Here is a 16,777-nt window from a genome sequence, read left to right on the forward strand (position 1 = left end):
TGTATTCATCATATCACATCAGATGTATTTGTCAATATTTTTCATCTCAAACTTTATTTTCTTTTATTTTTGCTTATTTTATCACTTATACATCTGATATATTATTGTAATACATAATATAGTTTTAAAATACATCCGATGTATTTTAAAGTCAAAAAAAATATCTGTTGAAAATCAAACAGATATTTTTAAGAATTTTTATATATTTCTTTCCCCTTATCTATAACATTTCTAATATTTCTACGATTATATACCAAATGTAAAAGCATCGCATCGTGTGCAGCATTAGAGTTATGTGACTTGATTGCATTTAAAATTTCTCTATGAGTTTCTATTGTTTCATTCCTTAATTTTTGGTTTGTAATATCGATAAATATTGTAATCGAGCTGTTTATTATAGGAATCAAATTCACCATAACTAAATTTTTACTGCTTTTAGCTATAGCGGTATGAAACTCTATATCCTTATCCAAATAAGGTTCATTATTTAAAATAAGTTTTTCTATTTCATCGCATAAAACTGACATTTGTTGTATTTCATCTTCTGTGGCTTTTACTGCAGCTATCGACGCTATTGATGGTTCTATCATAAATCTAACTTCCAATAAATCCAGTGCTAATTTAAATTTATCTTTTACAAATGTTAATCCTAATGGATCATCAGCAATTCCGCCCTTTTGAGATATGAAAGTCCCCGCTCCTCTCCTTATCTCTAATATATTTCTAGAAACTAAAGCTTTTATAGCTTCTCTAATTGTACTTCTTCCAACATTAAGCATATCGGCTAGTTCATATTCATTAGGTAACTTATCTCCACTCTTCCAATCATTTTCTATTATTAATTGAATAATTCTATCTGATGTCTGTTCTCCTAATGGTTTTGATGAATTAATTATATTGTTGTCAACTTCCTTATTATCTGCCATATTTCCTCCTAAAGGCTCATATATCTTTTCTTACTCACTAAATAATTATCCCACTCTACCAAATTATAAACTTAGCAATACGATAAAATTACTAAAAGTAGTTTCTAGTTATGATTATATCACTAAATACTCATATCAAAAATATATTATCTTCATTTATATCTACCTCTAACTTATTTTCAATCTTTCTTTCCACAAAAGCAAAAATATCATAAGAAGTATTATTATACCACCACAAGCAGCAAATCCAACTCTGGCACTAAAATGCTCCGCGAATAATCCTGCATAAAGATTTCCAAATGGAGTAGAGCCGGAAAATACCAAAGTATATATGCTCATCACTCTCCCCCTATATTCATTGCTTGAATTAAGCTGTAGAGTTGAATTTGCATTTGAAGTAAATGATATAAAAAAGAAACCAGTAATCGCTAAAGATATACCCGTTAATAAATAGACATTGGTATATCCAGTAATAATTAATGCAGCACCTACAATTAAGGGTACAACATTAATTATAAACCTTTTAGGCCCAGATTTGCTTAAAGTTGCAATAAACATAGCTCCAAGAAACGATCCTAACCCCATGAAAGACATTAATATTCCAAATCCTGCTTCATTTTGATTCAATACTTCCTTTGCAAAAACAGGTACAAGTACATTAAAATTCGGAGCGAATGTACCTACTACAGCCAATATTAAAATAGTATAGAGTAAAGTCTTCTTTTTATAAATGTATTTAAGCCCATCTTTAATTTCATTTAAAACTTTCTTATTTTCTTTATTTTTTTTGGTTACTGGATTTAACTTAATGAAGAACAAACTAATTAATACTGCACTAAAACTAATTGCATTTACAAAAAAGCAAGCTGCAATTCCGGCATACCCCATTACCATTCCCGCAACTGCCGGCCCTATAATTCTCGCTAGATTAAAAACCATAGAATTTAAAGCAATTGCATTCATCAAATCTTCTTTTCCTACAAGTTCTATGATTACAGATTGACGCGATGGCATATCAACAGTATTAACTATGCCAAGAGCTGTAGCCATAATCAATATGTGCCAATATTGCACTTTTCCTGTCCACACTAAAATCGCTAGTATCAAAGTGATAACAAGCGAAGCAGATTGAGTAAATATTAGGATCTTCTTCTTTGAGAACTTATCAATAATAACTCCTGCAAATAATGAAAATATTAACATAGGTGTAAATTGAACTATTCCTATTAAACTAAGCAAAAAAGGTGAATTAGTTAATGTATATGCCAGCCATGGCTGTGCTATATTTTGCATCCAAGTACCTATTAAAGATACACACATACCTATCCAGTAATATCTAAAATTTTTATGCTTCAATGCAGTAAAAGGATTGTTAAATGTTTTTTTTATATCATTTGTGATATTCATATATTTTCTCTCTTCCATACATATTGTTTTCTAAACAGCATACATATAATTTTTTACTTAAAAAGTCATTTCATTTTACTTCAAACTTAAATATACAGCTTATTTCTTTATTATCAGCTCTTTATAATACCCACCAGCTTTCATAAGCGAATCATGATTACCAGTTTCTAAGACTTGGCCATTTTTCAGAACTACTATTACGTCTGCATTCCTAATGGTTGAAAGCCTATGTGCTATTATTATTGTAGTTTTTTCCTTTGTAATATTATCTATAGCTTTTTGAATCAACATTTCAGTTGCTGTATCAATATTAGCTGTAGCTTCATCCAGAACAAATATTGAAGGATTATGAGCAATTGCCCTTGCAAAAGATATTAATTGTCTCTGGCCTGCTGAAAGAGTACTTCCTCTTTCCATTACTGGTTCCTTAATTCCATTCTCAAAGTTCTCAATAACATCTTTCCCTCGAGAAATTTCTAAAGCTCTTTCTATTTCACTTTGATCAATACTATCATTTAATGTAATATTATTTTCAATTGTACCTGAAAATAGAAAAACGTCCTGAAGCACAACTGATATATTTTTTCTTAAATCTCTCTTTTTTATTTTATTTATATTTATTCCATCAATTAAAATTTCGCCTTTCCGCACCTCATAGAATCCACTCAAAAGACTAATTATTGTTGTCTTTCCAGAACCTGTTTGCCCAACAAATGCTGCTGTCTGCCCTTTAGATATTTTAAAGCTAACATCTTTTAAAACCCAATCCTTATCATTATAAGAAAACCAGACATTTTTAAATTCTATATCTCCTCGAAAATTATTAGCCTCAACTCCAAGATCTAAATCTTCTAAATATTCTTCTTGATCTAACAATTCAAATATTCTATCAGCAGAAACCAGAGCTGATTGAATGGTTGTATAATTATCAGCCATATCAGAAATAGGATCAAAAAATTGTTTTATATAATTTGTGAATGCATAAAGTACACCTATGCTTAAAGTATTATCAGAAATTTTTCCCATGCCATACCATATTAAAATAGCTACAGCTAAACTTTGAAAAACATCTGCTGCTGGTTTTAAAAAACTATTCATCCACACTTGAAATAATGTAGCTTTAAAATATTCATTATTTAAATTAGAAAAAGCTTCTTCTTTCTCTTTCTCACCATCAAAAATTTGTATTATTTTCATTCCTGATATATTTTCCGCCATGAAGCCATTTATTTTTCCAATTAAACTCTTCATTTTAGTGAAATTTCTTTTTATTCTCGTCTTTAAAGCAAATACTACTCCGAACATTAATGGAACTACGCAAAACGATATTAAAGCAAGCTTTACATTAATTATAATCATTGTATACACTATTCCAATTATCAAAATTACATCTTTAAAAAGACTAATTATAACATCTGTATACATTTCACTTAATGCTTCTACATCATTAGTTGCTCTTGTTATCAATCTTCCAGAAGATGTTTTATCTAAATATGAAAGAGGAAGTAATTGAATTGTTTTAAAAACTCTGCTTCTCAGTGTCTTCATTACGTCTTGTCCTACTTTATTTATCAAGAAAGCTTGAGATACCGATAAAAAACCACTTAATGCTACAACTAAAAAATATATTATTCCCATTGTAGTTATTGAATAAAATCCTCTTTGTGCTATATGCTTTGTCAGAAAATCATCAATTACTAATTTTAAAATGTATGGTTTTATTAATGTTGCTATATTTACTAGAATCGCACATGTAAACGCAAAGACCATTCCTTTTTTGTAGGGCAGCATTAATTTTATTAATCGCCTTATAGTTTTAGTTTTTTTAGGAGGCTTCATTTCCAAATCCATTGTCTTCTTCATGGAATTGAGATCTGTAGATATCATAATACGTTCCTCCTTTTGCCATTAATTCTGAATGTGTGCCTTTTTCAAGTATTTTACCATTATCGAGCACTATAATTTCATCAGCTTCTATAACTGCAGATATTCTATGGGCAATTATTATAGATGTTTTATTCATTCTTAACTTTTTCAGATTCTTAAGTATCTGCGTTTCCGTAATAGTATCTACAGCTGATAACGCATCATCTAATATAAGTATTTCTGGATCTTTAACTAATGCCCTTGAAATCGAAATTCTTTGTTTCTGTCCACCTGAAATACTTACACCTCTTTCTCCAATAATTGTCGAAAATTTCTGTGGAAAATCCATAACACTTTCAAATATACAACTGTTTTTAGCAGCCTCTATAACTTCCTCATTCTGATATATTTCTTTAAAAAATTTTATATTATCAGATATAGAAGCATCAAACAAGAAATTATCCTGTGGAACAAATCCAAAACTATCTCTGAGAGATTTCAATTCATAATCATTTATATCTATTTCATTAACCATTATTTTTCCTCTAGGGACATTATACATTCGAAGCAGCAAATTAACTAAAGTGCTCTTTCCACTACCTGTTTTGCCTATTATTCCTATAGTATGTCCCTTAGGAATGACCATATTTATGTTTCTTAACACCTCTTCTTTTGATCCCGGATATGAAAAAGTGAGATTTTTTATTTCTATATCACCATTGGCCTTATTTTTTACACAGCTTTCATTTTCTTTTATATTGATGTCTGAATTAAATATTTCATTCAATCTGTTTAGTGAAGCCATACCTCTTTGAAAAACTGAAATAATACTGCCGATTGAAATTACAGGCCCCATTATCATTGTAAGATATCCATTAAATGCAATGAAGTCACCTAAAGAGATCTCCCCACTTAAAACCATATTTCCTCCAACTATGAGGTTCAAGACAAAGCTAATAGTAAAACAAATTTCAATTGATGGTGCTAAATAAGATGATATGCGAACCATATCTAAATTTGATTTTGCCATTTCCCTATTAAGCTCTTCGAATTTTTCAACTTCTTCATCCTCTTGAACATAAGCCTTTATAACCCTTATACCATTTATATTTTCTTGAACCCTGTCTGAAATTGACGCAAAATTTTCTTGAACTTTTCTAAAGCGCTTTCTAACAATTTTACCCACATTAATCATAATTAGAATTATTAAAGGAACAGGTATTAAAGAGAGCATTGTTACCTTCCAGTTTATAGCTTTTGTCATTGAATAAATTGAAATAACGCATATAACTATTCCGTTAACCGATCTCGCTATAGCAGGACCAAATGTCATTCTTACAGCATTTATATCATTTATAGCATAAGCGATTAAATCCCCAGTTTTCCTTCTATTATAAAATTCAGGTGCTAATTTTTGAAAATGCTCAAAAAGCTTTTCTCTCAGATAACATTCCATATTTCTAGCATTTGCTATAATAAAGTTTCTCCATATATATGTAGTTATAAAGGTTCCAAATGCAATAATCATCATATAGAAAATATTTATATATATATCATCCACATTGAAATTATTTGTTTTCAAAATATCTATTGTATTCCCAAGAACTCTAGGAAAAAGAGTTTGAATATAAGATGTAAGTAGCATGAATATCACTCCAACAAGATATGATATTTTATGTTTCCATATAAAATTAATTAATATCTTTTTCCCCATATAACATCTCCTATCCAAATTAGCATTAGTAATTTATATATTCTTTACCGATTCTCTCTCTACCAAAACACTATTTATTGTGATATTTTCATAAGGCTTCTCAGTATTTGCAATTCTCTTTAATAGTAGCGATACTGCAATTTCACATGCATAATCAATATTAAGCTCCAAAGTCGATAGTGCAGGTATAGATAATGACGACATTTCCGTATTGCCACTGCCAACAATCGATATATCATCTGGTACTTTTATACCATTCTCATATAAGAATTTTATCAATTTTATTGCTGTATAATCCCACTGACAAATTATTGCTGTTGGCGCATCCTTACTATTAAGCAAGCTCAGAATCTTTTCTTCAAAATTTTCTTCATAAATAAAAAATTCATTTCTTATTGGTAGTTCATAATCCTCTAGTGCTGATGTTATTCCAAGTACCTTTTCCTTGTTTTTATACACACTGCTATTTCCTAAAAATCCAATTCTTGTATGTCCCTTTCTAATTAAGTATTCACATTGCTTATAACCGCCATTATTAAAGTTATACCAAACACTATCACAATCAAAAGAAGGTGAATAACCCGTATAAAAGACTTGGTTCTTTATCTTACTTGAAATAAAATTTACATATTCACTATTAAATCTTCCAATAAAAATGATTCCATCAAAACTACTTCCTTTTTGAATCTTATATGGCATATAAAGTTCCTCTTGATGATCTTTGTCTACAAATTCCAGGTCATATTCGCAGCCTATTTTTTGTATTGCTTTTTCAATCCCCTGAACTTTAAGACTATAGTTACTTGTATCGTGCACAAATGGTTTTTGATGAAGTACTAAAATTTTAATATCCTCATTATTTTTAGCCTTAAAATATCCCATCTCCTTTGCTTTATTTAAGATTTTATTTCTTAATTCCTCGCCAACTCCTGCCTGTCCTGAAAGTGCTCTGCTTACAGAGATGGTCGATGTACCAAGTTCCTTAGCTATATCTGAAATTTTTACTTTATCCATTTTTAAAACTGCACCTCCTAACGATATATAAAAGATTATATATTACGTTATAAATTAATTTTATTAACGTAATATATCTCAATATATTTACGTTATAATATAAGATTATATATAAATTTTAAGCATTAGTAAATATATATAGGAAACATAGTAAGTGAGTACGAGACGGAATTTTTTTTACGCATCTGCCTTTCCGAACGCATATAATGAAAATATGGCAGGGGATACGATTATTTTTTATTCCTTTTGAACCATTTAACCATAGTAAAATATCCATTTGTAATAATTATCCACAAATTTAAATTTATTATAAATTCTTAAAGAATAAAAAAACGCACTGGATTTTCCAGTGCGGTAATAATTAAATATATCTATACTATACATAAATCAAAAATCTGTGTATTAATTATATATCTTTATTTTTCTCAATCCTTATTCTGTAATAATATACAAAATTGCTTTAATCCATATATCATCTTTTCTACTTCTTCCGGATTGGTTTTTCTTATGGCATCGGCTATAAAATCCCCCATAAACTTCTTCCTCATAGAGCATATATCCGTGTTTTTTTTGAATTCTTCTGATATGCATAGCTTCACAGTTCTTCTATTATCCTTAGGTATCTCTCTCGTAACAACACCCTGTTTAGTCAGACGATCTATTATGCCTGAAACTGTACTTTTTGTAAGTCCCATATGCTCGCTTAACTCATTAAGAGTTATTGATGGTACATCATTTAAATGAAATATAACTCCCATTTGCGGAACTGTAAATCCATATTGCTTTGCACACTTTTCAAATTTACACCCCATGGATTTCTTTATATCTTTAAATATATCCATTATCTCATCTGCTTGTTTTTGGATTAACTCATTATTCGGAGACGAGTACTCCTCCCGTTGATTCATTTTTTTCACCTTCCTTATTTTCCTTCTTAGGTGTTTTCTTTGAACCCATAAATAAAGCTAAAAATATAGCTAGAAATATTATAACAACAGTCACCATAACCGAATAAGCCATAGCATCTGTATATGCCTGCCCTTGAATCATCTTTCCTATATATGATAACGCAGACGCTTTAGCAGTATTTGGATCCATTCCTGTGCCCATAAATGCTCTTGCGAATGTATTTATTGTATCATTAGATGTTTTATTATATACATTAATTTGTTCTGCTAGTTTTGCATAATTATAATCATTTCTTCCTTGTATAATAGTAGACATTAATGTAACACTAACTGAACTTGCTATCTGCCTTATTGTATTAGAAAGAGCTGATGCTCTGCTGATTAAATGACTTGGTACTACATTCATTCCACTAGTACTTATTGGCATCATACTTAATCCAATTCCAACAGATCTTATGCAATTAAGGATAACTATGCTTTCTTTACTAGAATTCATATTTATAGCAAGTGCAAGCTCATATGAAGCTCCAGCAAGTATTATAAGTCCAGGTACAACCAGAGCCTTTACTCCAACTTTATTCATAAGATTACCGCTTACCGGCATCATTACTCCCATTACTAAAGCTCCAGGTAACATGATTAATCCAGATTGCATAGCTGTATACCCTCTTACATTTTGCAAGAATAGAGGTAATACATAGACTCCTCCCATCATCGCCAATGTTAAGACACTTGTTATAATCTGACTTATTGAGAATTCAAACAGCTTAAATACTCTTAAATCTAAAAGTGGACTTGGATGAGTTAATTCATTTGCAACAAATAGTACTAAACTTAGACATCCAAGAGTCATCAAGATTGGATTCTCAAGTTTTGACCAGTCAATTGATGATCCTTCACCAAGAACATATAATACACTTACTAGACCTATAGTGGACGATAAGAATCCAATTATATCAAAAGCCTTAAACGGCTTCCTTTCTGAACCTTTTAATAAAATCGTAGCTAATATTACTCCAACTATTCCAACTGGAACATTAACATTAAAAATAAGTCTCCAGTCCATCTTCTCAATAATATATCCACCTAATGTTGGTCCTATAGCAGGAGCCGCCATAGCTGCTATCCCCCAGAAGCCAAGAGCTAATCCTATTTTTTCTCTAGGGAATATTTGATATATTATGGACATTCCTACTGGCATTATCATTCCTCCACCAATGGCTTGGATTATACGAAATACTATCATACTAGTATTGCTCCAAGAGATACCACAAAGCATAGAACCAACTGTAAACATAGCCAAAGCGAATACATATATTCTCTTAGCTCCTAAAATTTCCTGTAAATATCCTGTAAGAGGTATAATAGCACCGAGTGCTAAAGTATAAGCCGTCAATACCCACTTTATATCATCTAAAGATACTCCAAAAACAGCCATCATTTTAGGAAGAGCAATATTTACTATACTACTATCAAGTATAGACATAAAAGTACCTATTATAACTACACCTAATGCTAACCAACTACTTGCTAATGACTCATTATTACTCTCTCCCATTACAGATCACCTCATTATTTAATATGAATTTTAATAACTGCATTAGTTCCTGGAAGAATCTTTTCACCAGAATCATCAATCGAGATTTTTACTGGTACTTTTTGTACTACCTTTGTAAAGGTACCACTTGTTGATGATGGTAACAGCGATATAGCTGAATTGGATATCTCGCCTATAGTTTTAACTTTTCCCTTAAACTTTTCTGATCCAAATTGATCTATACTTATATCAACTGGTTGTCCAACTTTTACTCCTGAAAGCTTTGTTTCTTCTATATTAGCAGTTATATATATCTCTTTAGGATCTACTAGAGTAAATAACGCTTGACTATTTGAAAAAATTTCCCCAACCTCGCCTTGCTTTTTTACTACTATACCATCCATAGGCGCTCTAACTAAAGACTGTTCTACACTTGTATCTGGAAGACCATTCATATCCTGACGAGCCAGTATTTCATTTTTTGTAACTACATCTCCTTCATCAACGTTAAGCTCTAATAACTTACCTGAAATTTGTGGAATTACATTTACAAAATCTGCATTAATTTTTGCGTCTTCTGTAGAAACATAATATGTATTTTCATACCAATAATAAAAACCTATACTACCTAATGCTACTACAATCGCTATTAAAATTCCAATAATTAACATTTTACGTTTTCCATTCATATCAAAGTCACCTCTTTCCTTATTCCTTTAGTCCAATTTCTGCAAACATACCAGGTTTTAATAATGAATTTGGATCTGATAAACTTACCTTGACTAAAACATTATTACTTTGGGAATTTAATTTTGAATTTATAACTGCTATTTTCCCTTCAAATTCAGTATCTCCTACTTCCGATACTCTAACAGTCACATCGCTTCCCTCTTTTAATTGATTTGCAATCTCTAAAGGCACGTATGCATTTACTACTAGTGCATTGGGATCAGATATTGAAGCAAGAGCTGCCCCTGGCGATGCCATCTCACCTACATTAATACTTTTAGCAGTAACCTTCCCTGAAATTGGTGATGTGATAGTTGCATTATCTAAAGCGGTTTGGGCAGTTTTTAAAGCTGCTTGTGCTTGTTCTACTTGTGCTTTAAAAACATCAATACTAGTTTCTGTTGCACCATCTTGCAGCATCTTCAATTGATCTTGAGATGATTTTTGTTGAGCTTCTGCAGCTGAAAGCTGTTGATCAGCAGTTTCAAGCTGCTGTTGTGTAGCCGCGCCTGCATCTACTAAAGATTTCGTACGATCATAGTTCTTTTTTGCAATATCGTAACTTTTATTTGCACTATCTAAGGCTGCCTGTGCTTGTTCAATTTGTTCTGGTCTTGTACTATTCATTGCATTAACCAAACTCGCATTTGCAGTATTTACCGCTGCCTGTGCCTGATTTACTTGGGATTGTAAATCTGTTGTATCTAATTTAACAATTACATCTCCTGCATTTACATTTGAACCAACATCAACTAATACCTCTGAAACCCTTGCTGAAATTTTTGAGGCTATGTTTACCTGATCATTTGAGTCAATTTTACCAGCCATAATATATTTAACCTTAACCTGCTCATCTGTTGTTGTTTGCGCAGTAATTTGTGAGTTAGTTTTTGTACCTGTGGTATTGGCAGCCGAACTGCATCCACTAAGTATCATCGCCGCAACTAAACAAACTAACATAGTCTTTTTCATATTACCCCTCCATTTGTAAATTATTTCCGTACATATTGTTCGTGTACTAACAGTATGTATTATACAATGATTTGTTTTTATATTCAAGCATATTGTTCCACTTTTTTATACAAATTTATTTACTTTCTTCTGATAACATTTACAAAAAAATTATGTTTACGATATCATTATAAAGCCTAATTATAATTTTAAACAAAAAATAATGAAAGAAACTTATATTCTTCATTGAAGCTTAAGTTTCTTCCATTATTTTTTAACAAATACAATAAAATTTTCAAATAACTTATACACTTATTAAATCTTCTCCATATCCAATACAAATTCAAATTATTTTATTGCTGTAGCCAAGAATATACCTGTCTTTGTGTAATCTCCTTCACTCGATATCCCTATTGCCTTTAATTCTGTATCTTCTATCTCAATTTCTTTAAAATTAGCATCTTTGAGCCATTCCTTTATTTCATTTTCACTAAATCCAAGCCATTCATCATGCATTTCTTCTTTAGCCCATTCACCGTTATGCTTATAAACATCTGAAATTACTATTTTCCCTCCTTTTTTCAATACTCTATGCATCTCTTTTATGCTCTTATTAGGATTTATTATATGATGAAGAGCCATATTTATAGTTATCGCATCTAATGACTCATCAAATAAAACCAACTCATCTAATGTAGATTTTATTGGATACACATTATTAAAATTTTGTTTAGTTATTTCCTTCTTTAATTCTCTAAGCATATTCAACGACTGATCTATTGCAAAAACAATACTTGGATTTTGTTCTGCAAGTCCTAATGAAATAAATCCTGTTCCACACCCTAAATCTCCTATCACTTTATTTCTCACATCTAACTTCTGTATTATTTTTTCTTTTACTTCATCCTTAAAGTATTCACTCCGCATTTTATTCCAATTTAATGCTACGTTATCAAAGTATTCTCTTGAATTCATTGTATTTCCCCTTTTTTCTCATTGCTTTTTATAAAGTTAATTACACTTTTTTGTAACTTGAAGCGAAGAACAATATCTAAAGCTTATTTACTTTCACTTCTTTTTTATATAATTCATATATATTTACTTGGTTATATTTATACATTATGCATTAGTCTAATTATTGTTCCTGCATTTTATAATTTCTATCCTATTTTATAATGATAAAACCATGTAGCTATATATTAACTACATGGTTTTATTGATTCATTTTTATCAAGTTATTCCGCTATGGTTGTTGTATTTGATCTTTGCTTACTCGCTTTAATTTTTTCTCTTATTTGTTTATTAGTTAGACCATTAACATCTATACCAATCTTTTCTGCCTTTTCTTTAAGCTTATCAGTTACACTTTGTTTTTTAGTTTCTCTAGCGGCTTTTATCTTTGCCATTGCATCTTCCTTTGATAAGCCAGTAATATCTACGCCTAACTTTGCTGCTTCTGCTTCCCTTATTTTATCCCTTGCCTGCTCACCTGTTAAGCCTGTAATATCTATACCAAGTTTAGCAGCCCTTTGTGTTAATTTTTCAGTCACTGCTTGTTTTTTAGCTTCTTTAGCTGCTTTTATTTTTGCGTTAGCATCTTCTTTTGATAAACCTGAAATGTCTACCCCCAGCTTTGCTGCCTCTGCTTCTCTTATTTTTTCTCTTGCCTGCTCATTTGTCATCCCTGTAATATCTATTCCTAATTTTGCTGCTTTTTTTGCAAGTTTTTCTTGTTTACTTACTTGATTTGTTTGACTTTGTGCTACAGTAGCTGTTTGATTTTGAGAAGTAATAGTATCTGCAAATGCTGGAATAATACTTGATATTCCAATTATTGCTGCAACAGCTATCCCTAATATTTTTTTCTTTTTCATATTCATTCTCTCCTTTAACTTTATTATATATTTACAAATCAGCCTTAGTTGATTACAAATATATAATAAGGTTCTTTTGTGAAATTTATGTGAAATATAATTAAAAATCAGAGCCAGGTAATTCAATATAAAAAATGACACCTTCAGTTACATTTTCCACACAGGCCATTCCACCATGTAATTGCACTATTAATTTTACTAATGATAAACCAATTCCATGTCCTCCATATTTTCTTGACCTTGCTTTATCTACTTTATAACACACATCCCAGATTTTGCACATCTCTTTTTCCGGTATATTATCTCCCGTATTAAAAACACTTATTCTTATTTTATCCTCTTTTTTTCCACAAGTTACATTGATTAATCTTTTCCTTGATACATGATTAATTGCATTTGTAATAAAGTTATTAACAGCTTTTTCAAGCATATCTTCATCTGCACAAACTTTGTAATTTTTCATACAATCTAAGTTGAAATCAATATTTTTTTCATCAAATATCGGCCTAAAGCGTTCCTCAATTTTAGTTAAAAATTCATAAATATCGAAAGTCGTTAGATTTAACTCAGTCATTCCACCTTCAATCATAGAATAGTCTAAAAGTTCTTTAATTAGCGCATCCATTCTATCACATTCTTCTGCTAAAATTGTACAGTATTTATCCATTTTTTCTTTATCATTAACCACTCCATATTTTAAGCCTTCTGAATATCCTTTAATTATTCCTATTGGTGTTTTTAATTCATGAGACATATTTCTTATAAGTTCTTTTTTCCTTTGCACATCTTTCTTTAACTCATCTATGCTTTTATTCAACTTTTCAGAAATTTTATTTATACTATCCCCCAACCTTCCAATTTCATCTTCTGAATTTACTTTTACAACCTTATCAAACTTAAGATTAGATATATTTTCTGCAACTTTACTCATCTCTATAATTGGTTTCGTAATTTTATTAGAGAAAATAAGTATAAATATCGTACCAATAAATATCACTATAAATCCTGCTATTATATAAAACTCATTTGCTATTACAACGCTTTCATGTATACTTTTAAAAGATTTTTTTAAAATAATAAAGTCATTATCATTTATTTGAGAAATAAAAACCAATTTTGTTCTTTGCTCATTATCCTTTTCATCAATATAATAAACATATTTCTTTTTTGAAATTTTTTTCTCATAGTCTGAAATGCTTTTTTTTATTTCTTTAGTTAATCCTTTTTCTTCATCAGCGGATTTTGAGTAAAGCGAATTATATTTCATATTATAATTTTTATCAATAATTATGGTATTTATATTATCTACATTTTGTACGCTATCAGCATATTCATAGTTATTACCTTTACTGCTAGCATATTCTTCTTTGATTTTTTGACTTATTGATACTAAATTTCCTCTATTCTTATAAATATAATATGATTGTAAGAATACCGAATTTAAAAGTATTCCACTTAAAATTAAAGAAACCATAAGTATCAAAAAAATTATAGACATTTTTGTTTTAATTGTTTTCATATTCTTCTACCTCAAACATATATCCACTTCCTCTTACTGTTTTTATACAATTCCCTCGAGTTAAAAGTTTTGCTCTTAACGTTTTTATATGAGTATCGATAGTTCTTATATCTCCTTCAAAATCATACCCCCATACTTTATCCAATATTTGCTCTCTTATTAATACTTTATTGGTATTCTTAACCAAAAAATTTAGAAGACTGTATTCCTTAGGATTTAACTTAATTTCCTCGTCACCTATTGTTACCTTATGCGTCTCCTGATTTATCTTTATTCCTCCTATGTTTATTTCATTAGAATAATTCTTTCTTATCTTCTTCACTATATTATTAAGACGCGCAATAAACACCTCGTAACTAAATGGTTTTGAAATATAATCATCCGCGCCCTTTTTCAATCCCAAGACTTCATGTTTTTCATCTCCTAATGCTGTCAGCATAATTACCGGCACATCAGAATGCTCCCTAATTTCGTTAAGTACTTCCCAACCATCATATACAGGCATCATTACATCTAGTATTATCAAATCAATATCACTAGAACTAAAAAATATGTCAATTGCTTCTTTTCCATCACCCGCTTCGATTGGAAGATATCCTTCTTTTTTTACTATATCGCAAACAAGATCTCTAAATATATTATCATCTTCTGCTATTAGAATCTTTATATTCATAAACTCACCATCCTAAATTATTATAAATAGCTAAATTAGTATGCTTTTTACTATACTCTATAATAAAAAAAGCAGGTTAAGACTTTTAATCTAAACCTGCTTTTATATTAGCATAACTTTACATATCTATACCATTTAATAGTATTAAGATTTTATTAATAAAATATAAATCAAATAATTCCTTACTCATTATATACTACAATTGGAGTTCCTGGCTCAATATTTTCAAATATTGTTTTAGCTACACCAGGTATTGAATTTACGCAACCATGGGAACCACTTGACATATAAATATTCCCACCAAATGTAGATCTCCAGCTTGCATCATGAATTCCAATATTCCCATTAAAAGGCATCCAATATTCTACTGGTGAGACGTAATCCTCACCTTTTAAAGTTGCATTTTTCTCTTTGTAATTCAAAACATAGGTACCTGCTGGTGTTCCTGTATTATTGCTTACATTACCTGTAACAACATCCCCTTCTACAACTAAAGCTCCATTTTTATAAAACCATTCATGCTGCTTTGTTAGATTTACTTCTACATATGTATTTCCAACATCATTACTGCCTTTAACAAATGCTTTTTGTGCATAGGCTGGTTCCTTTGTTACATCTTGTCCGCCTTTTATGGCTTCTATTAAATCCTTAACCTCTTTAGATTTATCTACAATCCATCCATAATTTCCACCACTTACTTGTACTGTTTTTTGTGTAGCTGTCACAAAATTTCTTGTATTTCCAAAGGTATTGTAAATTCCAGCCAATTTGTCTACATAACTCCTAACCTTATTTTCGTCAAATGTAACATCTAAATCATCATTAACGCTAAGCCAATTATGTATTGTAGAACCATCTACGACCTCTTTCTTATCATTAGAATCATAAGTAATAGTTAATCCTGCATATTTATTAAGAAGATCTTTAGTATCTAAAGTTTTCTGTGATTTTGAAGTATATTTAGGATTCTCGTAACTATTATCTGTATCTAAGCTTATGGACGTCTTTCCACTAAGTACAGCATCTGCTATATTATCGTGTAACGAATCTTTATTTATTTTATTCCCCAAAACCTCATCTACAATTTCAAAGCTTCCATCTTTATATTCAAAACTTGCATTTTGAGGATTAGTCACCTTTTTAGTATTAACACAAGATAAATTATTAATTGATTTATTTAATAAATCTTCATCATATGAAATTATTTCAGGTGTCGCAGAATCATTTTTCTTAAAAATCGTAGAAATCCATGTGAAAGGATTTTGATCTTTTTTTATGTCCTTAATCTTATCTAGATCATATTTAAGCCCAATATCTGTACCTTTGACTTCTTCCTTTGTATCTCCTCGTTCATCTAATTCGAGTTTATAACTCTGCATCTGAGAAGATAGTTCTTTCTGGGCTTCATCAACACTTTTCCCCCCCACATTAACACCATTAATTTTGGTTCCTAAATTAAAGTGATTAACTGAATAAAGTGCTACTCCCAAATACATAGCAGCTAAACAACAAAGAGAAATCATAACTCCAGATACGAGTTTATTACGTTTATTTTGCCTTTTTTTTCTCATCGTACTTACTCCCTTCCCGTACTATTATACTAGAAAACTTCATTTAATAACATATAATTTTTCTAAAAAAGCCACCAGAAATAGAAAT

14 protein-coding genes are annotated in these 16,777 nt (G+C 30.2%); all 14 read right to left on the reverse strand.

Annotated elements, in window-relative coordinates; translation table 11 throughout:
- Positions 1–188: 188 nt before the first annotated feature.
- The 14 genes from CDLVIII_RS23400 to CDLVIII_RS23465 all read right to left on the reverse strand — a co-directional run bounded on the left by CDLVIII_RS23400 (position 189) and on the right by CDLVIII_RS23465 (position 16,689).
- Positions 189–926 (reverse strand): FadR/GntR family transcriptional regulator, encoded by a 738-nt coding sequence (locus CDLVIII_RS23400; protein ID WP_009171952.1) that lies wholly within the window; start codon positions 924–926, stop codon positions 189–191.
- A gap of 168 nt (positions 927–1,094) precedes the next feature.
- On the reverse strand, positions 1,095–2,333 hold the full coding sequence (locus CDLVIII_RS23405; protein WP_009171953.1) for an MFS transporter: 1,239 nt from the start codon (positions 2,331–2,333) through the stop codon (positions 1,095–1,097).
- Positions 2,334–2,432: 99 nt separating this feature from the next.
- Positions 2,433–4,220: an ABC transporter ATP-binding protein gene (locus CDLVIII_RS23410; RefSeq protein ID WP_009171954.1), complete on the reverse strand. Its 1,788-nt coding sequence runs from the start codon at positions 4,218–4,220 to the stop codon at positions 2,433–2,435.
- Complete coding sequence (locus CDLVIII_RS23415) at positions 4,159–5,913, reverse strand: ABC transporter ATP-binding protein (RefSeq protein WP_009171955.1); 1,755 nt, start codon at positions 5,911–5,913, stop codon at positions 4,159–4,161. The genes CDLVIII_RS23410 and CDLVIII_RS23415 overlap by 62 nt, the downstream gene beginning before the upstream one ends.
- Positions 5,914–5,946: 33 nt before the next feature.
- The gene (locus CDLVIII_RS23420; RefSeq protein ID WP_009171956.1) at positions 5,947–6,927 is read right to left on the reverse strand and encodes a LacI family DNA-binding transcriptional regulator; all 981 of its coding nucleotides are present in this window, start codon (positions 6,925–6,927) and stop codon (positions 5,947–5,949) included.
- 425 nt (positions 6,928–7,352) lie between these two features.
- Complete coding sequence (locus tag CDLVIII_RS23425; RefSeq protein WP_035301903.1) at positions 7,353–7,835, reverse strand: MarR family winged helix-turn-helix transcriptional regulator; 483 nt, start codon at positions 7,833–7,835, stop codon at positions 7,353–7,355.
- Entirely contained in the window at positions 7,801–9,393 is a 1,593-nt protein-coding gene (locus CDLVIII_RS23430) for a DHA2 family efflux MFS transporter permease subunit (RefSeq protein ID WP_009171958.1), read from the reverse strand. Before CDLVIII_RS23430 ends, CDLVIII_RS23425 begins: the two co-directional genes overlap by 35 nt.
- Before the next feature lie 14 nt (positions 9,394–9,407).
- Positions 9,408–10,061: an efflux RND transporter periplasmic adaptor subunit gene (locus CDLVIII_RS23435; protein ID WP_009171959.1), complete on the reverse strand. Its 654-nt coding sequence runs from the start codon at positions 10,059–10,061 to the stop codon at positions 9,408–9,410.
- Positions 10,062–10,080: 19 nt separating this feature from the next.
- On the reverse strand, positions 10,081–11,073 hold the full coding sequence (locus CDLVIII_RS23440; protein WP_009171960.1) for an efflux RND transporter periplasmic adaptor subunit: 993 nt from the start codon (positions 11,071–11,073) through the stop codon (positions 10,081–10,083).
- Between the two features lie 327 nt (positions 11,074–11,400).
- The gene (locus CDLVIII_RS23445) at positions 11,401–12,027 is read right to left on the reverse strand and encodes a class I SAM-dependent methyltransferase (RefSeq protein ID WP_009171961.1); all 627 of its coding nucleotides are present in this window, start codon (positions 12,025–12,027) and stop codon (positions 11,401–11,403) included.
- 260 nt (positions 12,028–12,287) lie between these two features.
- Positions 12,288–12,926 carry a hypothetical protein gene (locus CDLVIII_RS23450; protein WP_009171962.1) on the reverse strand — a complete coding sequence of 213 codons (639 nt, stop codon included), beginning with the start codon at positions 12,924–12,926 and terminating at the stop codon, positions 12,288–12,290.
- A gap of 100 nt (positions 12,927–13,026) precedes the next feature.
- Positions 13,027–14,445, reverse strand: coding sequence for a HAMP domain-containing sensor histidine kinase (locus CDLVIII_RS23455; RefSeq protein ID WP_009171963.1), 1,419 nt, complete (start codon positions 14,443–14,445; stop codon positions 13,027–13,029).
- Positions 14,432–15,118: a response regulator transcription factor gene (locus CDLVIII_RS23460; RefSeq protein ID WP_009171964.1), complete on the reverse strand. Its 687-nt coding sequence runs from the start codon at positions 15,116–15,118 to the stop codon at positions 14,432–14,434. Before CDLVIII_RS23460 ends, CDLVIII_RS23455 begins: the two co-directional genes overlap by 14 nt.
- Before the next feature lie 182 nt (positions 15,119–15,300).
- The gene (locus CDLVIII_RS23465) at positions 15,301–16,689 is read right to left on the reverse strand and encodes a peptidoglycan binding domain-containing protein (protein ID WP_009171965.1); all 1,389 of its coding nucleotides are present in this window, start codon (positions 16,687–16,689) and stop codon (positions 15,301–15,303) included.
- Positions 16,690–16,777: the final 88 nt, after the last annotated feature.

The sequence above is a fragment of the Clostridium sp. DL-VIII genome (assembly GCF_000230835.1).
Classification (GTDB): Bacteria; Bacillota; Clostridia; order Clostridiales; family Clostridiaceae; genus Clostridium.